We start from the raw sequence: 20678 nt of genomic DNA, 5'->3' as shown, positions 1-20678 counted from the left end.
TTGACATGTTTAAAGCAGAAAAAATTCTTTGGGGCGAAGGCTTATTTTTACGTCCTCAACACTTTCAATTACAAGACCGTTATCATGAACAGCATCTGAATCATACCATTCGCGCGACCATCCCTTTTGCCTACGGTATTCAAAAAATTAGTTTCGATGAAAGCCAATTGAACTTAAATGTTTTGGCTTTAGAAGCGATTGAAATGATCTGGCAAGACGGTGAAATTTATGCCGCTCCCTCACGTGACCTTTTACCTGAACCCATTTTATTGGACAATTTAAACTTGCAAGGTGAAATGCAAATTTATTTGGCGATTCCTATTGTACAAGCCAATAAAAAAAATGTCTCATATGAAAAAAGTTCACAGCCGAGTCGTTATCATTGTTATTTGACAGAAACCCATGACCTGTTTACCGATGCGTCTCCTGCTGAAATTTCCCTATTGCGACGTCGGGCAGAATTTAAGCTATTAGAACCACATATCATGCCAACCCATGAAATGGATGGTTTCTTGTATCTACCCGTTGGCATGATTAAACGCCAAAGTTCGGGACATTTTGAACTTGACCCGAAGTTTATGCCACCGTTATTGCATATTGAATCAAATGCAGCATTGTTGAATCAATTGAAACGCCTGCTGAATATCATTCGTGCCAAGATTAAAACCATTCAATCTAATAATCGTGAAAATGAACAAAAACTGATTGAATTTCGTTCTGGTGATATTGTGTCTTTTTGGTTGGTCAATGCACTAAATACGGCATATGCCAGCCTCAATCACATTTTTCAACACCCTCAGATTCATCCTGAACGCTTATTTTCCGAACTGTTACGATTGACTGGTTCTTTACTGACGTTCTCGTCCGTCTATGAAGTAGACCAACTACCCAAATACCAACATCACCAACTGCAACAGAGTTTCAGTGATTTAGAGCAAATTTTACGTGACTTACTCGATACGATTATTTCAAACCGCTACATCAGTATTAGCTTAAAAGAAACACGTCCATCGTACTGGGTCGGTAGTCTTGAAACCGACAAAATTACCCGAGATACCCGACTCTATGTTTCTGTGTCGAGTAGCATGATGCAAACGCATGAACTAATTCAAATTGTTCCTTTACGCTTTAAAGTGGGCAGTACCATTGACGTCGAACAACGTGTGGTTGCAGCACTTCCTGCGATTCCATTACATCACTTAATGCAAGTTCCTACTGCCATTCCTGTGCGTTCAGGGGTGAGTTATTTTGAAATTGAACCTCATCATGAACTTTACCAACAGATGTTGTCTTCTGAAACCATTTGTATTTATGTTCCATCTGGTTTCCAAGACATTAGTATTGAATTAATTGCTGTGATGAATAGCTAAGGAATAATAAAAATGAATTCTTCTAGTCAGGCACCCTCTTTGTTTGATGATGGTCAAATTGGCTCAAATACCTTGCCTTATCACCCTGCGATTGTGAAGCCAACATCCTGCCTTATTGATTTACTGTATGACGGTTTTTATGTGGTTTTTTTATTAAGAAACCAATATGTTCCCCAACAACCCGAACAATTTAGACAAAAAGTTCTGGATTTATTACACCGCTTTGAACAACAGGCACGCAAATTACAATTTTCTGCGGAAGATATTCATGATGCCAAATATGCCTATTGTGCCTTGTTGGATGAAACTATCGTCACGCAGCAAAACGATGCTTTTTTTAATTTGCAAAATCTATGGTTAATTAACCCACTGCAATTGAGTTTGTTTGGTTCACAACTGGCAGGTTATCAATTCTTTGAAGTTTTGGAGCAACTACGTAGTAAAGGTAAAGACCGACTCGCCTCACTTGAAGTTTTTCATTATTGCCTACTGTTGGGTTTCCAAGGCAAGTATCGAATCGAGTCGATTGAAAGCCTAAATCATTTGGTAGCACGAATTGGAGATGAAATTGATTATTTAAAAGGGAAAAAAGCTGCATTCTCACCTTTTTCAGCTCTACCTGATCAAATCAGGAACATCATTCATCGTGAACTGCCTTTTGTCTGGATTATTCTATTTTTATTGATTTTTAGCCTTCTGGCTTTTGCAGGCTTAAGATACACCCTTAACCAGCAAACACAAAAGTCGCTTGCACCATTTAACAATGTGATTAGTACGCCAACTGAACAGGCCAATATCACGATTTATTTACCTTAAATGGTGGTAGTTCCATGGCTCAAGAAAAGCAAAATACCCTGCGCATTTTAAAAGCAAATCCTGCAAAGCCACAAAAGCGTTCAAGCATTTATGTGATTGCAGGTTTTGTCGGTGGCATTATTTTAAGTTGTGGATTTTTCGGTTTTTATCTTTATGCACAAAACACTGAAAAAATGACATCCACTGACATAGAACCGAATCAAGCTGAGACAACTACGCATACACCTCCCCAAGAAACCAAGCCCGTGGAAAATGCGACTACAGCAGATGAGGATATTGATTATCCAAATCAAATCAATGAACAAGAGATGTCCGCACTATTTAAGCATTCAGTGAATAGTACAACCAATCTTAATACGCATACGCCAAACAGCTCACCCTTCGCCAATCTGGGGCAAGAACCCAAATCAGCGAGTAAAGCCGTGGTCTCAATCGAAAAAAGAATGCAGAAACATCATACTTCCACCCCGACAGCACAACCCTTGGCTCAAGGCGTAGTGAAGCCTGCCTTATTAGATCAACTGGATAAAGAAGCTGAATTGGCTCAACCTCAAGCACAAACCACACATCCATCATCACCTGCTACCCATTAAAACCAAGATGATTATTTTTATTGGCTGTAGCTTTCTGGCGTTGGTGATTGGTTTGAGCTTGTTAATGTCTTATGAGCTTCGGCTGCGAACCCTAAATTATGTGCGGTTGATTCTACCCAACAGCAAACAAAAGCTTGGGCACGCACGTCAGTTTGCACAAGAAATGGGTTATGCAGCCTCCGCCGAACAGACTCAAACCCATTGGCATTTACAACAATGGTGGATTTTGATTGCTGGATTTTTTTTATTGGGCAGTATTCTACTTTTTGCCTTTACCCGCCCGATTGATCCGACTAAAGTCGAGGCTAATTATCTGGAAAAAGTCGACCCACAAATTTATGCCTTATTGAATGGTGAAATATTGACACCACCACCAGAGGTCGATGAACAGTTGGTGGATGCTGCAATTGTTGAAGCCATGCAACTAGAACAGCAATATCAAGCACAGAACAACAGTGTCACGGCTCAACCTTTCTCTTTAGAACGCGATACGACATTTGAACAAAGTCATGGGCATTTTGATACTTCATTGATTGACCGTAAATGGGATCGGATGAATTTACGCTACAAGCAACGGCTATTAATGGTGTTTAAAATCATGAAGGAACGTTATGGTTATGAACTGGTATTGTTAGAGGGTTATCGTAGTCCCGCGCGTCAAAATATGCTTTCTGGCAATAAAAATACCACGCGTGCTAAAGCCTTCCAAAGCTATCACCAATTTGGCTTGGCTGCAGATGTTGCATTTAAACGGGATGGTAAAGTGGTCATTTCTGAACGTGATCCTTGGGCTTGGAAAGGTTATCAACTATATGGTGAAGTTGCCGAGTCGGTTGGTTTAACTTGGGGCGGACGCTGGAAGTCTATTCATGACTATGGTCATACCGAGTTCCGTATGCCAGGTTTGAAAAAAACAGCGGAAATGGCAGAAAAACTCACTACGGAAGGACAGCTTTTAGCACAAGAGTTAAATTAATAATGCGCCCAATTAGGATGACTGCATACCAAGTCCTATATTTTTATATGGTTCATAACAACAAAAAGCCCTATGGATGAATAGGGCTTTTTTTAAAACAGGGATATCTGTTTTAATGTTGTTGCTTAATCACTTTTATTTTTGAAATTGAGTGCAAGCGCATTTGGTACACGGGGGTAAACGATCAGTACCAATTTCTAAGTAGACTCGACGTCCGCATTGAACACAAAAATAGAAGCCTGTTCCGGGTTTTTCGCCAGCAGTAACCATTTTTGTCCTCCTTATGTTGTTTTAGAAATGGTAACCCTAGTATAACGCGCTTATGCTCAATGTCCACTGATCATTTTAAAAAATAATGGTGTCATAAATGTAAGAAATAATGTATTCAAAAAATTGGTGAGCTAAATAAAATTTAATCATTAAAGTAAAGATTTGCTTACTTTACGTACACAAATGAGGCTTTAGATCACATATGCCTTGTTCTTTAGAGTGATTGATCGTGAACAAATATTCAAAGTTCTCAATACGGCTGAGTACTAGTATCAGGTTTCGTTCCCTTCCATAGTTTTCTTGATACAAATAAAAAGCCCTATCTTGTGTGACAGGGCCTTATTCCAAACAGCGAATCACTGTTTGTAGTGTGCAGCTTAGACAATCTTGCTGTTAAATTGATTGCCAAGGCATTTGGTACACGGGGGTAAACGGTCTGTACCAATTTCTAAGTAAACGCGGTGTCCGCATTGAATACAAAAATAGAAGCCTGTTCCAGGTTTTTCGCCAGCAGTTACCATTTTTGTTCTCCATGTGTTTTAGAAATGGTGAACAGAGTATAGACAAGCTTTTCAGATTTTAGAGTCTATTTTGTGACCGTATGGGTCAACAATAAAACTAAGAATTACTGACACCGAAATTTCACTTCATTTGAATGAAATTCCCTTTATCTTGAAAGTATTTATCAGATACCCATCATTTCATTCCATCTTTAATTTTGATGGGATCTACAATAAAACCTTGTACGACTTTTTTTGCTTGTTGTTGAATGAGTTTCCAATCCTGCAGATGAACACGCTGAAATAATATAGAAAGACTAGCTTTCATTTCTGGTTCCAAAACAAATTCCTGTTTACATTGACGTGCTATAGGGTTTTCTGAATATCCACATGTAATTAAGGTAAGTACATTTCCTTGTTCATTTTTTTCAACATATAAGTCATCTATATTATATAAAATATTAGACCCCGTATTTTTAGCTATTAATTTTTTATTTCGTTTCACCCATTCAGGATGTGGAACATACTTTTGTAAGTCATATTCATACTCATCTGTGGGCAAATATATACCTCTAAAATTGAATTCTTCTAACTGTTTTTTTGATAATATCTTCGTTTCTAACGTTGAATTGACTAATCTCTTTGTTAAATCTCCATAATAGCTTTTATCTGCGTAAACACCGACTCTTACCCAATGATTATCAGGCAGGTTAATTTCTGCGTTATATTGTTTCTCCGAATACGGTGATGCTTTATAATAGCGAACTAAAACCAATCCATCGGTGTAACGCATATAAAATCCAAAGGCCTGAATTTTAGATTGATAGGTCCGCGTCTGACGTTTATATTTCTTACCTGTTACGAAGCCTGTATTATCTTCATATTCAACCCATGGGGCTTCTCTACCAAGGTTAACAGGCCTTCCTCCTAAATCACCTACACTATAGCGTGCGCCATATTGGTCGCGTGGTGTTATAAATTCAGGTTCTGTTTTTTTCTGCTCACAGGCTGTTAAAAAGAGTGAACTTATACAAGCAGCTATAATTATTGTTTTCATTTATTTTTTTCTTTACCTCCATACCAAATTCAAAAGTATTTTTATTCTATATTTTCATTTACATAAAAAACCCCACTCTAAAAGTAGGGCTTTTTTCAAACAATTTCAAATACTTTTAAACTAAGCTCTTAATTGCTCTTCTTGGCTTTCCAAAAAGTCCTGAGCAAAACGCTGAAGTACACCACCCGCTTCATATACAGACACTTCTTCTTCCGTATCTAGTCGGCAAGTTACAGGCACTTCCACAACTTCATTCTTACCATCCGCTGTGGCACGTTCAATGACTAAAGTTAAAGTCGAACGTGGTGCAATGTTACCAATCACGCTGTATAGCTCAGTACCATCTAACTTTAAGGTATTACGGTTTACACCTGCTTTAAACTCAAGTGGTAACACGCCCATACCCACCAAGTTAGTACGGTGAATACGCTCAAAACCTTCTGCCACAATTGCTTCTACACCCGCAAGACGTACACCTTTTGCTGCCCAGTCACGGCTAGAACCCTGACCATAGTCTGCACCTGCGATAATGATGAGCGGTTGCTTACGGTTCATGTAAGTTTCAATCGCTTCCCACATGCGCATGACTTCGCCTTCTGGCTCTACGCGCGCTTTCGAACCTTGTTTCACAGTACCGTCAGAGCGACGCACCATTTCGTTAAACAATTTCGGATTCGCAAATGTTGCACGTTGTGCGGTTAAGTGGTCACCACGGTGCGTTGCATAAGAGTTAAAATCTTCTTCAGGTACGCCCATTTTGTGAAGATATTCACCCGCAGCCGAGTCCATCAAAATCGCGTTTGAAGGCGACAAGTGGTCGGTGGTGATGTTGTCACCCAAAATCGCAAGTGGACGCATATTTGCCAAAGTACGTGGCGCAGCCAATGCCCCTTCCCAATATGGCGGACGGCGGATGTAAGTACTTTGTGGACGCCAATCGTAAAGTGGGCTTTTCGCTTGCTCAACTTCGCCTAAATCAAACATTGGAATGTAGACTTTACGGAACTGTTCAGGCTTCACAGCTTCTTTAACTAAGGCATCAATTTCAGCATCAGATGGCCAGATGTCTTTCAGGTAAATCGGGTTACCTTCTTTGTCATGACCTAAAGCATCTTTTTCGATATCAAAACGAATCGTGCCCGCAATTGCATACGCCACAACAAGCGGTGGAGATGCCAAGAACGCTTGTTTTGCATAAGGATGGATACGGCCATCGAAGTTACGGTTACCAGACAGTACTGCTGTTGCGTACAAGTCACGGTCAATAATTTCTTGTTGAATGACTGGATCTAACGCACCCGACATACCGTTACAGGTCGTACAAGCGTAAGCCACAATACCAAAACCAAGTTGCTCTAAGTCTTTTAGAACGCCCGCTTCTTCAAGGTAAAGTGCAGCCGCTTTTGAACCCGGTGCAAATGATGATTTCACCCAAGGTTTACGAACCAAACCAAGTTCATTTGCCTTACGTGCTAACAAACCTGCCGCCACGGTGTTACGTGGGTTAGAGGTGTTGGTACATGAAGTAATTGCAGCAATAATGATTGCACCATCTGGCATTAAGCCATCAGAACGGTTTTCAACAACACCTGCAATACCTTTTTCTTTTAGGTCCGCAGTTGAAACACGTGCATGTGGGTTTGATGGACCAGCGATGTTACGCGTCACTTTTGATAGGTCAAAACGAAGTACACGTGGGTACTCTGCTTTGGTCATATCAGATGCCCAAAGACCGATTTCTTTTGCGTACTGTTCAACCAATGCCACTTGAGCATCTTCACGGCCTGTTAGGCGTAAGTAGTCAATCGTGTTTTGGTCGATGTAGAACATCGCAGCCGTAGCGCCATATTCTGGAGTCATGTTCGAAATGGTTGCACGGTCGCCCACAGACATGCTGTCAGCACCTTCACCAAAGAACTCAAGGTAAGCACCAACCACACGCTCTTTACGCAAGAACTCGGTTAAAGCAAGTACGATATCTGTTGCTGTAATGCCTGCCTGACGCTGACCAACAAACTCAACACCAATAATGTCTGGCAGACGCATCCAAGATGCACGGCCTAACATTACGTTTTCAGCTTCTAAGCCACCAACACCCACAGAAATTACGCCCAAAGCGTCTGTATGTGGTGTATGTGAGTCTGTACCAACACATGTGTCTGGGAATGCTACACCATCACGCGCCTGAATCACCGGAGACATTTTCTCTAGGTTAATCTGATGCATAATGCCGTTCCCCGCAGGGATTACATCAACATTTTTAAATGCGGTTTTAGTCCACTCAATAAAGTGGAAACGGTCTTCGTTACGGCGGTCTTCAACAGCACGGTTTTTTGCAAAAGCGTCTGGGTCAGCACCACCGTATTCCACTGCTAAAGAGTGGTCGACAATGAGCTGTGTTGGCACAACTGGGTTGACTTTAGATGGGTCGCCACCTTTGTCTGCAATCGCATCACGTAAACCTGCAAGGTCAACCAATGCTGTTTGACCCAAAATGTCGTGACACACGACTCGTGCAGGATACCAAGGAAAGTCTAAGTCCTGACGGCGTTCAATTAACTGCGTTAAATAAACAGTTAAGTTCTCGGCATCGGCACGGCGTACCAATTGCTCTGCGAGTACTTTTGAGGTGTAAGGCAGTTTTTCGTATGCGCCTGGCTGAATATCTTCAACGGCTTGACGCACATCGTAATATTCAAGCTGGGTATCGCTACTCTGATTTGGCAGCGGTTTACGGTATTTTGTGTTCATTAACCACGCTCCGCCAATGGTTTAAATTCGAGGTTTTCAGGGCCTGTGTAGTTCGCACTTGGACGAATGATTTTGCCGTCTTGACGTTGTTCAATCACGTGCGCTGACCAACCTGCTGTACGTGCAATCACGAACAATGGTGTGAACATTGCAGTTGGAACACCCATTAAGTGATAGCTTACTGCACTGAACCAGTCGAGGTTCGGGAACATGTTTTTCACTTCTTTCATCACGGCTTCTAAACGTTCCGCTATCAAATACATTTTTTTGTTTTCTTGCGCATCCGCCAATTCAAGTGCAACTTGCTTAATTACTTCGTTACGTGGGTCAGCGATGGTGTAAACAGGGTGACCAAAACCAATCACGACTTCTTTGTTTTCTACACGCTTACGAATGTCTGCTTCTGCTTCGTCTGCATTGTCGTAGCGCTGTTGAATCACGAATGCAACTTCGTTTGCACCACCATGTTTAGGTCCACGTAATGCACCAATTGCACCTGCAATAGTTGAGTACATGTCTGAACCTGTACCAGCAATTACACGTGAAGTAAACGTCGATGCATTGAACTCATGCTCTGCATACAAAATCAATGACGTGTGCATTGCTTGAATCCATTGTTCACATGGTTTTTCACCGTGTAACAAATGAAGGAAGTGCGCACCAATTGAGTCATCATCGGTTTCAACTTCAATACGTTTGCCGTTGTGACTAAAGTGATACCAGTAAAGCAACATTGAACCGAAAGATGCCATTAACTTGTCTGCGATGTCGCGTGCACCCGCATAGTTATGGTCTTCATGTTCTGGTGTTAAGCAACCTAGAACTGAAACACCTGTACGCATCACGTCCATTGGGTGTGCATATGGTGGGAGTTGTTCTAACGCCGCTTTAAGTGATGCAGGTAAACCACGAAGTGCTTTCAGTTTATTCTTGTAGGCCTTGAGTTCCGCTTTATTCGGTAATTTGCCATGAACCAAAAGGTAAGCCACTTCTTCAAATTCGCTTTGACCCGCAAGGTCAAGAATGTCATAGCCACGATAGTGCAAGTCGTTACCGCTACGTCCTACGGTACAAAGTGCTGTGTTGCCTGCAACTTGTCCGCTGAGTGCGACTGATTTTTTTGGCTTGAATCCGTTTGTTGTTGCATTCATGAGATCTTCCTTCTTCCATTGGGTGGATCAATTCATTTTTATGCTTTGCGTCAGTTTTATTTCCTACACTGACGCAAAGATTTTATGGTTAAACTGTTATTTATTTTTGACAAAAGAGGCATCAAGGTATTGTTCAAACGCATGGTAATTAATGCGGTCATACAATTCTTGACGGGTTTGCATGGTATCGACCACGTTCTTTTGTGTACCTTCTTTACGTAAAGTAGTGTAGACATTTTCCGCTGCTTTGTTCATCGCACGGAAAGCTGAAAGAGGATAAAGCGCAATGCTGACATCCGCAGAAGCCAATTCCTCTGTGGTAAATAATGGCGTAGAACCAAATTCAGTAATGTTTGCCAAAATTGGAACATTCGTTGCAGCCGCAAATTGTTTATACATCGCCAATTCAGTAATCGCTTCTGGGAACAACATGTCCGCGCCTGCTTCAATATAAGCACCTGCACGGTCAATTGCAGCTTGCAAACCTTCTACCGCCAAAGCATCCGTACGCGCCATAATCACGAACTTGTCATCACCACGCGCATCAACAGCTGCTTTAATACGGTCTACCATTTCTTGTTGTGAAACAATGGCTTTGTTTGGACGGTGACCACAACGTTTCGCGCCAACTTGGTCTTCAATATGCATAGCCGCTGCACCAAACTTGATGAGTGCTTTGGTGGTACGGGCAATGTTAAATGCTGAAGCACCAAAACCTGTGTCGGCATCGACCAATAAAGGCAAGTCACATACATCGGTAATACGGCGTACATCTGTCAGTACATCATCGAGGTTGCTAATGCCTAAGTCAGGCAACCCCAAAGAACCTGCTGCTACACCACCGCCAGATAAATAAATGGCTTTGTAACCTGCACGCTTTGCCAATAAAGCATGATTGGCATTGATGGTTCCGACCACTTGTAGTGGATGTTCACTTGCAACCGCATCACGGAATTTCTGCCCTGCTGATAACGTTGACATACGTCCTCCCTCTCTCTTCATCATTAAATTAGGTTTTGTTCAATGTTCTGATAAGACGCAGCAATGTGGCGTCGCATCAGTAATTCCGCGAGTTCTGCATCACCTTCGGCAATAGCATCTAAAATACGAATATGTTCCGACAAGGCTCGATGCGGACGATTTGGGGTTTTGGAATACTGAATTCGGTACATCCGAATCAAGTGATACAACTCATCACACAGCATCTTTTCTAGGGTTTTATTGCCACAGTTTTTGATGATGCAGTAATGAAAATCATCCTGACCTTCTTGTAAGTAATATCCTTTACCTTCTTTAAAATCTGGGTCCTGTGCATGCATATGCAGCACTTCACGCAAGTTTAGAATCTGTTGCTTGTCGATGCTTTGTGCCGCCAAACGACAAGCCAGTCCTTCCAAGTTTTCACGAATTTGATACAGCTCGAACAATTGCTGATGCGACAAGGACACCACACGTGCACCCACATGCGCAGTTCGTTCCACCAATTTTTGCCCTTCTAGGCGGTGAATGGCTTCACGTAAAGGACCTCGACTGATGCCATATACACGAGCCAGCTCAGGTTCAGAAATCTTGCTACCCGCTGCAATTTCACCACTGACAATTGCAGTTTGGATCTTTCTGAAAATTTGGTCTGTTAAAGTCGCAGTAGCGGCTTGTTTTGTCTGCGTAGACAGCTCTTCGGTTAGCATATTGTCAACAATCAGTTCAATTATTAGCTAAAATAAGCACAAATAAATTAAAATGCAACAAGATTGTCAACAACTTTGGTATTAGAGTTGCAAACCTTCTTAAAGATGACTTGACAAAGACTGAGTAGAATCATGGCTGGCTTCCGTTCTAGAGATGTTGCATCACCACACCTAAATAAATTATTTTAATTCAATATTTTAAATCTTATTTCCATACTTGTTCCTTGATAGAACTGCAATTTTTATAACAATGTCATGACCTGCTCTAACTACACTAGGTTTCAGTCAAATCACGCAGTCGTCCCGAATGACCCTTGAGTTTTATTGTCGACACTTCAGTTTTTGTTTTGCTCTATCTGTTATGCCGTAATCAAAAAAAAGCCTCAAGGAAATGCTTGAGGCTTTTGTTACCATTTATATGCTATGTGACTTACTTCGCCTTTTGTAAGCGCAAGGCATTTAGCACCACCGACAGTGAGCTGAGTGACATCGCCACAGCGGCTAACATCGGGGTCAACAACAAGCCAGTCAATGGATAGAAAATCCCTGCTGCCACGGGTACACCCAAACCGTTATACACAAAAGAAAAGGCAAGGTTTTGTTTCATGTTGCGTACACCGAGTTTCGCCATATGCACCGCATCGGCTGCGCCACGAATATCCCCTTTGACCAAGGTCACTTGCGCCGTCTGTTTGGCAATATCAGTACCATTGCCCATGGCAATCCCGACATTGGCTTGAGCCAGTGCTGGTGCATCGTTAATGCCATCACCCGCCATGGCGACAATTTTGCCCTGTGCCTGATACTGCTTCACAATTTCCAGTTTTTCAGTTGGCGTGCAGTTGCCATGCACATGCTGAATCCCCAGTTCTTGTGCCACCAACTGCGCATTTTGTTCATGGTCACCTGTTGCCATCACCACTTCAATGCCATCAGTCATCAATTGCTGAATGACCTCTTGTGCATTGGTTTTAATCGCATCGTGAATCGAAATATACGCCAGCACTGCTTGGCTATTGCTCAAGAAACTAATCACGTTACCTGCTGCACGCTGTTGATCCAACTGACTTTGTATAGCAGGGTCTAAACCAATACCGAGTTGTTCCAGCAACTTTTGACTGCCGATATACAGTGTTTGTTCACCAATCTGACCTTTAACCCCAAAGCCTGTGACATCTTCAAAGTCTTCCACTTTCAGCAGTTGCTGGGCAGGCACAATCTGCGTCAGGGTTTGTGCAATTGGATGACTTGAATATTGTTCAATCGAAGCAATCCATTGTTCCACTTGCACCTGTTCCACATTGGAACTGAGTAATCGAATTTCTTTCAGACTCGGCTTACCTTCAGTCAGGGTTCCTGTTTTGTCGACAATCAGCGTATTGACTTTACTTAAGGCTTCAATCGCTTCTGCATCTTTAAACAGAACACCTTTCTGTGCTGCACGACCTGTAGTGGCCATCACGGACATTGGCGTTGCTAAACCAAGCGCACATGGACAGGCAATAATCAGTACCGCTACAGCACACATCAATGCCAAGTCAAATTGCGCACCACCAAACACCATCCATGCCACGAAGGTCAAAGCACTAATGAACAACACCACAATCACAAAATATTTAGCAAACACATCGGCTAAACGTTGTAGCGGTGCTTTAGAACGCTGCGCTTCTGCAACTGTCTGAATCATTTTCGATAATGTTGTATTCGCACCTACAGCCGTGGTTTGTATACGAATGCTACCCTGCTGATTCACTGTGCCGCCAATGACTGTGTCATGTACTTGCTTTTTCACAGGTACAGGTTCACCTGTCATCATGGCTTCATCGACATAGGTTTTGCCTTCTACCACCACGCCATCCAGTGGAATCTGATCACCTGAGGAAATCTGTAAAATATCGCCTTGTTTGACCATGCCAATATCCACTTCAATCACTTGATCGTTTTGAACCAACTTGGCGGTGTTGACTTGGAGTTTAAGCAAGGCTTTCAATGAATCGGCTGTTTTGGCACGGGCTTTTAGCTCCATGATTTGACCAAGCAAACTCAGAGATACAATCATACACGCCGCTTCATAATACACCGCGACACCATGTCCTGTTTTGGCTGCCATCGGAATCAGGCTTGGAAAGATGGTCGCCACGACACTATAAATATAGGCGGCTAATACCCCAACCCCAATCAGGCTCCACATATTGAGGTTACGGGTTTTATACGAGGTCCAGCAACGTTCAATAAACGGCTTACCTGCCCACAGCACCACAGGGGTCGCGAGGACCAGCTCAATCCACGGCTGAATATGCGGTGAAATAAAACTATGAATATGTGAACCCATCGCCAGTACAAACACGATTAACGTCAGTGGTAAAGTCATCCAAAAACGATGGCTAAAATCCACCAATTCAGGGTTTGGTGCATCATCTAAAGTCGGTTGCATCGGCTCTAGTGCCATACCACAAATTGGGCACGTGCCTGGCCCTTTTTGCACAATCTCAGGATCCATCGGACAGGTATAATCCATATCCGCTGCCCCTTCAGGTACAGGACGCTGATCAGGTGGAATTAGATAAAACTCAGGATCTCCCTTAAATTTGTCTAAGCAAGATGGATTACAGAAATAATAAGTCTGTTGCTGATAATCCGTTTTTAACTCAGTATTTGGGTCAACAGACATACCGCAGACGGGGTCAATAAAAGCTGACGCTCCTGACTGGACATGCTGCTCATGTGCGTGTTTCCCGCCACCACAGCAACCTGTTTTAGCTGGTTCTGGTTTAGGCTTTGCTGCACAACAACTTGATTTTGATTCAGCTTGTGCTGTTTCTGGAGTTTTAGATTCTGTACCACAACATGTTGAGGCTTTCTTCTCTTCTGGTTTAGAAGTTCCACAACATCCTGATACTTTCGCGGACTTTTCTTCAACTGTCGTAACATAGCTTTCAGGCGCAGCGATAAATTTTTGCTGACATTTTTCACTGCAAAAATAATAGTTTTTGCCCTGCCATTCGCTATGCGGTTTAGTCAAATCTGTCACGGTCATACCACACACAGGGTCAATAAAGCTTTCTGCTTTTGACACCTCACTTTGCTGGTGTTTGCTCGCACAGCCACACCCTTTTGATGAAGCCACCATGCTTTCAGCTTCAGGTTGAGCTGGAACATGAGTTTGTTCTATTTTCGCTTTGCTGCAACAAGAACTGTGCGCTTTTTCTGAAGATACATAAGCTTCAGGATCGGCTGCAAATTTGTCTAAGCAGCCAGCACTACAGAATAAATATCGAACCGATTGATATTCATAGGCATGTGGCGAATCCTCTGCAACCGTCATTCCACAGACAGGATCAATGGACACCACCGTTGGCGATTTTTTTTCTTTGGAACAGCAAGAGCTTTTGGGTTGCTCGTTCATCGGACTCACCATTTCTTTTTTGATTGTGTTAGCATAAAGTCTGTACCTAGGTACTGAGTCAAGCCTTTTGGAGATTATTTTATGCTCACTATCGGCAAACTGGCAAAACAGTGTCACGTTAATGTTGAAACGATTCGTTATTATCAACGGATTGGTCTTATGCGCATTCCTGAAACCACACAAAACTATCGTTATTACAGCCAACAAGACATTGAAACCTTAAGCTTTATTCAAAAAGGTAAAGATGCTGGCTTGCAGCTCAGTGAAATTCAAGATCTATTACATTTACAACTGAATGACCGAGAAAAAGTCCGTGATGTGATTCAACAACGACTGGAAAAAATTGATCAACGGATTCAAGAATTAAATGCACTGAAACAGCGTCTTTCAACTTGGGTAGATGAATGTAAAACCACGACAGACAGTTGCTGCCCAATTTTGCAAGAACTGAAAAAAGGTTCAACGACTGAACTATAAACAGTTACCGTCTTTTAAATTTGGCGATCACTTTTCCACTCACCTTTTCGATACTCAGGACTGCGTTCATTATGTCGATTGAACTTGCCCAACTCAGAAAACAGCTTCGCAAACAACGCAGACAAGTTTCCGTTTATCAACAACAACAGTCTGAGCAGCAAATTTTACAGCGCCTAAGATCTGTGCCCAAATTTAAACAAGCCAAGCATGTCGGCATTTATCTACATGCCTTTGGAGAAATTCAAACTCATAAAATCATTGAATATTGTTTTCATCAAAAAAAGTCGGTGTATTTACCGATGATTTGCAATATGAATCAGCGCTTGGTGTGGGTCAAAATTTCACGTAATCAATTTCAAAATAAGCGTTTTTCTCATCATCCGTTCGGTATGCAAGAGCCCATGGCAACACGTGGACAGCACGTTTCACATTTGGACCTGCTATTGATGCCTTTATTGGCATGTGACCTTTATGGCACACGAATTGGCATGGGGGGCGGGTTTTATGACAAAACCTTAGCGTCTACACCTTATCACCGTCCATTTCGCCTCGGTTTGGCCCATCACTTCCAGTTAGTACCGCAGCGCCTCATCCGAGAAAAATGGGATCAACCTTTAGATGGACTGCTTACGCCTCAACAACATTTACGCTTCAAGCGCTAAAATTGACATTTTTGACTGTTGAGAATACTTAAAAATCACATGTTTAGTCATTTTTTATACAATTTATTTTGACCTGCCCTTGTATTTTTTAAAATACCCATCACTATAAAAAACATGGCAACACCGTTGTCACTCATTAGGAGTGCCCATGTCTGAAATTATTATGAATCAAGAAACCTTAGAGCCTCAGGTTCCAAGTGTATTACCACTTTTAGCGTTACGTGATGTAGTGGTGTATCCACACATGCAAATCGCGCTATTTGTAGGTCGTGAAAAATCGATCAATGCAGTTGATGTGGCTCGTAACAGTGACAATCTAGTATTTGTAGTTGCTCAGAAAGATTCTCTTTCAGAAGAAATTGATCACGACAACTTATATCAATACGGTACTGTCGCGAAGATTGTACAAGTTGTGAATCATGAAAATGATGAAAACTGTATAAAAGTATTAATCGAAGGCTTGCATCGTTCAAAGCTAGAAAAAATCATTGATGAAAATGATTATCTAACTGCGGAACATGCGCTTAGCCCAATGTCAGTTCACATTGACGAAACAACCCAAGAAACACGTGTACAAGAGTTACGTGCTCTATTTGCTCAATATGCTGAAGCAAAATTACGTAATGCGCGTGAACTTGTTGCTGCAGCAAACAAGATTGACGATTTACTACAATTGTTATTCTTCGTGGCAACTCGTGTTCCACTGAATATTGATGTGAAACAAAAATTCCTTGAACACGATGAGTTTGAGGCACATCTACAAGAACTGATGACCTATTTGTTGCAACAGTCTGAAGAGCAACAGATTGAGCAAACTTTACATGACTCAGTGAAGCGTCAAATGGAGAAAAATCAACGCGAATACTTCCTCAATGAAAAGATGAAGGTGATTCAGCGTGAGCTTTCTGACATGAATGGCGGTGCAGAAGACGACGTAGCTGAAATTGAGAAACGTCTTGCTGAAGCAGATTTACCTGAGCACGTACGTAAAAAAGCAGAAGCTGAATTCCGTAAGCTGAAAGCCATGCAACCTGCGTCAAGCGAAGCGGCTGTAGTGCGTAACTATTTAGAGGTGATTTTAGATACACCTTGGAATAAAGCCAGCAAAGTCAGTATCAATCTTGCAAAAGCACAAGAAATTCTCGATGCAGATCATTACGGCCTAGATGACGTGAAAGATCGTATTGTGGAATATCTTGCAGTACAGTCACGCGTGAAAAAACTCAAAGGCCCAATCCTTTGTTTAGTTGGCCCTCCGGGTGTAGGTAAAACCTCACTGGGCGAATCTGTTGCGAAAGCGACTGGCCGTGAATTTGTCCGTATGGCGCTGGGCGGTGTACGTGACGAAGCGGAAATCCGCGGTCACCGTCGTACCTATATCGGTGCGATGCCAGGTAAAATTGTGCAATCGTTAACGAAAGTTGGCGTGAAGAACCCATTGTTCTTGCTCGATGAAATCGACAAGATGGCGCAAGACTACCGTGGCGACCCTGCTTCTGCATTACTTGAAGTACTCGATCCATCACAGAACAACAAGTTTAACGATCACTATTTAGATCTTGATCTTGACCTGTCTGAAGTAATGTTCATCTGTACTGCTAACAGCATGAATATTCCTGAAGCATTGTTGGATCGTATGGAAGTGATTCGCCTACCGGGTTATACCGAAGACGAAAAAGTCAATATTGCTGAGCGTTACCTTGTTCCGAAAGCCATTAAGAACAACGGTTTACGTGCTAAAGAATTGACTGTTCATGAAGAAGCGATTCGTGACATTGTTCAACGTTATACACGTGAAGCAGGTGTGCGTAACTTAGAACGCGAAGTCTCTAAAATTGCACGTAAAGTGGTAAAAGAAGCCGTCAGCAAAAAGGCGAAAAACCTACAAGTTGATGTGACTTCGGCTAATCTTCCAGACTACTTAGGTCCGCACAAATTTGACTTTGGTATGGCAGAAGATGAAGCGCAAGTGGGTCGCGTCAACGGTTTAGCGTGGACGTCTGTCGGTGGTGAGTTATTGACCATTGAAGTTGCAGCGGTCAAAGGTAAAGGGAAATTTATCACCACGGGTTCACTCGGTGATGTGATGAAAGAATCGATTACCGCAGCCATGACCGTGGTACGTACACGTGCAGATGAGTTGGGCATCGAGTCAACTCGCTTTGAAGAGACCGATGTTCACGTCCACTTACCAGAAGGTGCAACACCAAAAGATGGTCCATCTGCTGGTTTAGCACTGACTACAGCATTGGTTTCTGCCTTTACAGGTATCCCAATTCGCCCTGACATTGCCATGACAGGTGAAACGAGTCTTGGTGGTCGTGCAATGCGTATTGGTGGTTTGAAAGAAAAATTGCTTGCTGCACACCGTGGTGGCATTAAATTAGTCTTCATTCCTCAAGATAACGTCCGTGATCTTGCAGAGATTCCTGAAAATGTGAAAGAAGGGCTTGAAATTAAAGCAGTAAAATCGATTGATGAGATTTTACCTCTTGCCTTAACGTCTAAGCCTGAACCTTTGGTCAAAGCACCAATTGTAAAACCAGTCGATGATGGTAAAAAAGCCGCACGTCACTAATTTTAGCAAGAAAAAAAAGAGAGCTACGGCTCTCTTTTTTTATTACAAATTACTGTAAATAACACCACACATCTTCGAGCTTTTATCCCCTAAAATAAATTGCATCCAAAGGATGACACAGGACCATTAAAATGAAAAACCCTGTCGGATGGTTTGAAATATATGTCAATGACATAACCCGAGCCAAACAATTTTATGAAGCAGTATTTAATATTCAACTCTCTGAATTGACTCCTCCTTCTGAGGGTAACTCGCTTCAAATGTGGGCGTTCCCATCGGATATGCAAGTTTATGGTGCTTCTGGTGCTTTAGTTCAAATGACAGGAGTCGCCGCAGGTGGAAACAGCACATTAATCTATTTTTCATGTGAAGACTGTGCAGATGAAGCAGCCCGAATTGGTGAAGCGGGCGGCAACATTCATGAATCAAAAACTTCAATTGGTGAGTACGGATTTATTGTTTTAGCTTTTGATACAGAAGGAAATATGATTGGTTTACATTCTATGAAGTAAACCAGCGTATCGTAAATAATTTAAGGTTATCGTATGTTCTAACTTTGAATATTAAGCAGGTTTCCCTTCACAAATCAGACTTGAAAAAATCCAAAGAACACCCAATATTAAATAATAAGAATACATATGTGCTGTATGTTTCTTATTCTTAAAGGTTATCTGTTTCTCCAGGCAGATAATCTCTTGATCGCAGTCCTTACACTATTCAAGGACTGCGTTTTTTATTGGTATTCTTTAATTTTTCTACATAAAAATGATGATGCCCTTTTCATCCTACATTATTTACTTCAATATCGTTTGCACCAACCCATCGATCACCTGAGTCATCTTTTCAAGATTTAGGGTCTTTAATGTGTCGGCAGCCGTATGATAATTCTTATTCCGATAAAAAGCGGTATCGGTCAGCATAATCGCAGGAATATCATAATTCCAATAGTTGCTATGACTTGAAAAATTCAATCCTGGGGTAAAAGACGGTGCGACTAAACGCTGGCATTCCAACTGCTGCATGGCAGCACAAAAATTCTCACCTAATCCACGCGAATCGATATCACTCACCGCCGCAATAAAATTGCCGTGACTTGGATAAATCCACTTCAAGCCAACAGGATATTCTTGAACCAGTGCTGTATCGTAGTAGCCAATCATTTCCAGAATATAAACCCCTTGGATCTTATCGCGTTGTGCTTGTACTGACTTGGCATGTACATAACTGCCCATATATTCTGTATTGGTATATGGCGGTTCTTCAAGCGTATAAAAAGCAAATTCCACATTATGGCTTAGATGGCTTTTTTCTTGTGACAAAATACGAGCCGCTTCAATCACTCCCGCGACTCCAGAGGCATTATCATCTGCTCCCTGTACTTGACCAAACACATCATAATGTGCGCCAACGATGACTTTTTCGGCTCCTCCCACATTTAATGAACAGACCACGTTGCGATAATTCTGCCGATTCACAATATAATTCTGAAATTGACAAGGAATACCAAATAAACGCATTTGCTCTTTGATCCAAGCTGAAACTCGATTTAATTCGGCAATATTTTGATGATTCCGAAATGAACCTGTACCAATAATTTGTTGTAAGTAAAGTTGGACATTCTGGACGTCAGCTTGTTGGCTGGTCGCAGAATTGGCCTGACTCTGCGTAACCACCGAAATAGCCGTCATCAGTAAACCAACCCAAGCTACTTTCAAAAATTTATTCCTTTTCATTTATTATTATTCCACCGTCATCACAATTTTTTTCGTTCTTAAAGAGCATTAATGCAACAGCCAGTAATTATTTTCAATTGCAAAATGTATATCGAGATTGGATTGTATTCATTCAACGCTATAATTCTGCTGAATTAGCATGTGATGCCAGATATGAAAATACGAATTCTGACCATCGGTCAAAAAATGCCAGCTTGGGTTCTGACGGGTTTTGAAGATTATTTCAAACGAATTCAACCTTTTGTACAAACGCAAATTATTGAGTTGCCCATGGCAAAGCGTGGAAAAAATGATTCTGAAGCCGACATTTTAAAATATCGACAAATTGAAGGTGATAGCATTTTAAATGCGCTCAAACAGAATGAGACGCTCATCGCGCTTGAAGTGGGTGGTCGTGAATTCAGCACTGAAAAACTGGCTGATACCATGAAGTCTTGGATGCTAGAAGGCAATGATGTCGCCTTGGCGATTGGTGGACCAGATGGTCATTCAGAAGCGGTCCGTAAAGCAGCCGCATGGCATTGGTCATTATCAAAACTGACCTTGCCACACCCATTGGTGCGTGTCATGCTGATTGAACAGTTATATCGAGCCATGAGCATTAATCACAATCATCCCTATCATCGGGCGGGTTAAAGCCATCTCCTATC

Annotated in this window: 18 protein-coding genes; 9 read left to right on the top strand and 9 right to left on the bottom strand. The window is 41.9% G+C overall.

Features of this window, described 5'->3' with window-relative positions; translation table 11 throughout:
* Positions 1-5: 5 nt before the first annotated feature.
* The 4 genes from tssK to I593_RS01770 are packed head-to-tail and all read left to right on the top strand — an operon-like array spanning position 6 to position 3755.
* Positions 6-1370 (top strand): type VI secretion system baseplate subunit TssK, encoded by a 1365-nt coding sequence (tssK, locus tag I593_RS01785; RefSeq protein ID WP_016165878.1) that lies wholly within the window; start codon positions 6-8, stop codon positions 1368-1370.
* 12 nt (positions 1371-1382) lie between these two features.
* Positions 1383-2186 carry a type IVB secretion system protein IcmH/DotU gene (icmH, locus tag I593_RS01780; RefSeq protein ID WP_016165877.1) on the top strand — a complete coding sequence of 268 codons (804 nt, stop codon included), beginning with the start codon at positions 1383-1385 and terminating at the stop codon, positions 2184-2186.
* A 14-nt stretch (positions 2187-2200) separates the two neighbouring features.
* Positions 2201-2779: a hypothetical protein gene (locus tag I593_RS01775; RefSeq protein ID WP_016165876.1), complete on the top strand. Its 579-nt coding sequence runs from the start codon at positions 2201-2203 to the stop codon at positions 2777-2779.
* A gap of 7 nt (positions 2780-2786) precedes the next feature.
* Positions 2787-3755, top strand: a complete 969-nt coding sequence (locus I593_RS01770; RefSeq protein WP_016165875.1) for a M15 family metallopeptidase — start codon at positions 2787-2789, stop codon at positions 3753-3755.
* 135 nt (positions 3756-3890) lie between these two features.
* Here I593_RS01770 and I593_RS20745 read toward each other — a convergent pair whose 3' ends face one another.
* The 8 genes from I593_RS20745 to I593_RS01740 form a co-directional block, all read right to left on the bottom strand.
* Positions 3891-4040, bottom strand: a complete 150-nt coding sequence (locus I593_RS20745; protein ID WP_304521100.1) for a zinc ribbon-containing protein — start codon at positions 4038-4040, stop codon at positions 3891-3893.
* A 362-nt stretch (positions 4041-4402) separates the two neighbouring features.
* Entirely contained in the window at positions 4403-4546 is a 144-nt protein-coding gene (locus I593_RS19865) for a zinc ribbon-containing protein (RefSeq protein WP_016165873.1), read from the bottom strand.
* 175 nt (positions 4547-4721) lie between these two features.
* Positions 4722-5582, bottom strand: a complete 861-nt coding sequence (locus tag I593_RS01765) for a hypothetical protein (protein WP_016165872.1) — start codon at positions 5580-5582, stop codon at positions 4722-4724.
* Between the two features lie 120 nt (positions 5583-5702).
* Complete coding sequence (gene acnD, locus I593_RS01760; RefSeq protein WP_016165871.1) at positions 5703-8333, bottom strand: Fe/S-dependent 2-methylisocitrate dehydratase AcnD; 2631 nt, start codon at positions 8331-8333, stop codon at positions 5703-5705.
* Positions 8333-9484, bottom strand: coding sequence for a bifunctional 2-methylcitrate synthase/citrate synthase (gene prpC, locus I593_RS01755; RefSeq protein ID WP_016165870.1), 1152 nt, complete (start codon positions 9482-9484; stop codon positions 8333-8335). The genes acnD and prpC overlap by 1 nt, the downstream gene beginning before the upstream one ends.
* 96 nt (positions 9485-9580) lie before the next feature.
* Positions 9581-10465, bottom strand: coding sequence for a methylisocitrate lyase (prpB, locus tag I593_RS01750; protein ID WP_016165869.1), 885 nt, complete (start codon positions 10463-10465; stop codon positions 9581-9583).
* Between the two features lie 23 nt (positions 10466-10488).
* Positions 10489-11172: a GntR family transcriptional regulator gene (locus tag I593_RS01745; RefSeq protein ID WP_016165868.1), complete on the bottom strand. Its 684-nt coding sequence runs from the start codon at positions 11170-11172 to the stop codon at positions 10489-10491.
* Between the two features lie 430 nt (positions 11173-11602).
* Positions 11603-14578 carry a heavy metal translocating P-type ATPase gene (locus tag I593_RS01740; RefSeq protein ID WP_016165867.1) on the bottom strand — a complete coding sequence of 992 codons (2976 nt, stop codon included), beginning with the start codon at positions 14576-14578 and terminating at the stop codon, positions 11603-11605.
* 81 nt (positions 14579-14659) lie between these two features.
* Between I593_RS01740 and I593_RS01735 the strand changes: the two genes are divergently transcribed.
* The 4 genes from I593_RS01735 to I593_RS01720 all read left to right on the top strand — a co-directional run bounded on the left by I593_RS01735 (position 14660) and on the right by I593_RS01720 (position 18807).
* Positions 14660-15055 carry a MerR family transcriptional regulator gene (locus tag I593_RS01735; protein WP_016165866.1) on the top strand — a complete coding sequence of 132 codons (396 nt, stop codon included), beginning with the start codon at positions 14660-14662 and terminating at the stop codon, positions 15053-15055.
* A 71-nt stretch (positions 15056-15126) separates the two neighbouring features.
* Complete coding sequence (locus I593_RS01730) at positions 15127-15717, top strand: 5-formyltetrahydrofolate cyclo-ligase (protein ID WP_016165865.1); 591 nt, start codon at positions 15127-15129, stop codon at positions 15715-15717.
* 148 nt (positions 15718-15865) lie between these two features.
* The gene (lon, locus tag I593_RS01725; protein ID WP_016165864.1) at positions 15866-18295 is read left to right on the top strand and encodes an endopeptidase La; all 2430 of its coding nucleotides are present in this window, start codon (positions 15866-15868) and stop codon (positions 18293-18295) included.
* Positions 18296-18426: 131 nt separating this feature from the next.
* Positions 18427-18807, top strand: a complete 381-nt coding sequence (locus tag I593_RS01720; protein ID WP_016165863.1) for a VOC family protein — start codon at positions 18427-18429, stop codon at positions 18805-18807.
* A 282-nt stretch (positions 18808-19089) separates the two neighbouring features.
* Here the strand turns inward: I593_RS01720 and I593_RS01715 are convergent, their stop codons facing one another.
* Complete coding sequence (locus I593_RS01715; protein WP_026441299.1) at positions 19090-20028, bottom strand: M20/M25/M40 family metallo-hydrolase; 939 nt, start codon at positions 20026-20028, stop codon at positions 19090-19092.
* 153 nt (positions 20029-20181) lie between these two features.
* On the opposite strand from I593_RS01715, the gene rlmH reads away from it, so the two are divergent.
* Positions 20182-20664: a 23S rRNA (pseudouridine(1915)-N(3))-methyltransferase RlmH gene (gene rlmH, locus I593_RS01710; protein ID WP_026441300.1), complete on the top strand. Its 483-nt coding sequence runs from the start codon at positions 20182-20184 to the stop codon at positions 20662-20664.
* The last annotated feature ends 14 nt before the right edge of the window (positions 20665-20678 follow it).

It is taken from the genome of Acinetobacter tandoii DSM 14970 = CIP 107469 (assembly GCF_000400735.1).
Lineage (GTDB): Bacteria > Pseudomonadota > Gammaproteobacteria > Pseudomonadales > Moraxellaceae > Acinetobacter > Acinetobacter tandoii.
Note: the sequence above shows the minus strand (reverse complement) of the source record. Positions and strands in the feature narration are given on the sequence as shown.

Excerpts from the sequence above, each read along its gene's own strand:
- tssK (WP_016165878.1), top strand. The coding sequence starts at position 6 with ATGTTTAAAGCAGAAAAAATTCTTTGGGGCGAAGGCTTATTTTTACGT.
- icmH (WP_016165877.1), top strand. The coding sequence starts at position 1,383 with ATGAATTCTTCTAGTCAGGCACCCTCTTTGTTTGATGATGGTCAAATT.
- I593_RS01775 (WP_016165876.1), top strand. The coding sequence starts at position 2,201 with ATGGCTCAAGAAAAGCAAAATACCCTGCGCATTTTAAAAGCAAATCCT.
- I593_RS01770 (WP_016165875.1), top strand. The coding sequence starts at position 2,787 with ATGATTATTTTTATTGGCTGTAGCTTTCTGGCGTTGGTGATTGGTTTG.
- I593_RS19865 (WP_016165873.1), bottom strand. The coding sequence starts at position 4,546 with ATGGTAACTGCTGGCGAAAAACCTGGAACAGGCTTCTATTTTTGTATT.
- I593_RS01765 (WP_016165872.1), bottom strand. The coding sequence starts at position 5,582 with ATGAAAACAATAATTATAGCTGCTTGTATAAGTTCACTCTTTTTAACA.
- acnD (WP_016165871.1), bottom strand. The coding sequence starts at position 8,333 with ATGAACACAAAATACCGTAAACCGCTGCCAAATCAGAGTAGCGATACC.
- prpC (WP_016165870.1), bottom strand. The coding sequence starts at position 9,484 with ATGAATGCAACAACAAACGGATTCAAGCCAAAAAAATCAGTCGCACTC.
- prpB (WP_016165869.1), bottom strand. The coding sequence starts at position 10,465 with ATGTCAACGTTATCAGCAGGGCAGAAATTCCGTGATGCGGTTGCAAGT.
- I593_RS01745 (WP_016165868.1), bottom strand. The coding sequence starts at position 11,172 with ATGCTAACCGAAGAGCTGTCTACGCAGACAAAACAAGCCGCTACTGCG.
- I593_RS01740 (WP_016165867.1), bottom strand. The coding sequence starts at position 14,578 with ATGAACGAGCAACCCAAAAGCTCTTGCTGTTCCAAAGAAAAAAAATCG.
- I593_RS01735 (WP_016165866.1), top strand. The coding sequence starts at position 14,660 with ATGCTCACTATCGGCAAACTGGCAAAACAGTGTCACGTTAATGTTGAA.
- I593_RS01730 (WP_016165865.1), top strand. The coding sequence starts at position 15,127 with ATGTCGATTGAACTTGCCCAACTCAGAAAACAGCTTCGCAAACAACGC.
- lon (WP_016165864.1), top strand. The coding sequence starts at position 15,866 with ATGTCTGAAATTATTATGAATCAAGAAACCTTAGAGCCTCAGGTTCCA.
- I593_RS01720 (WP_016165863.1), top strand. The coding sequence starts at position 18,427 with ATGAAAAACCCTGTCGGATGGTTTGAAATATATGTCAATGACATAACC.
- I593_RS01715 (WP_026441299.1), bottom strand. The coding sequence starts at position 20,028 with ATGAAAAGGAATAAATTTTTGAAAGTAGCTTGGGTTGGTTTACTGATG.
- rlmH (WP_026441300.1), top strand. The coding sequence starts at position 20,182 with ATGAAAATACGAATTCTGACCATCGGTCAAAAAATGCCAGCTTGGGTT.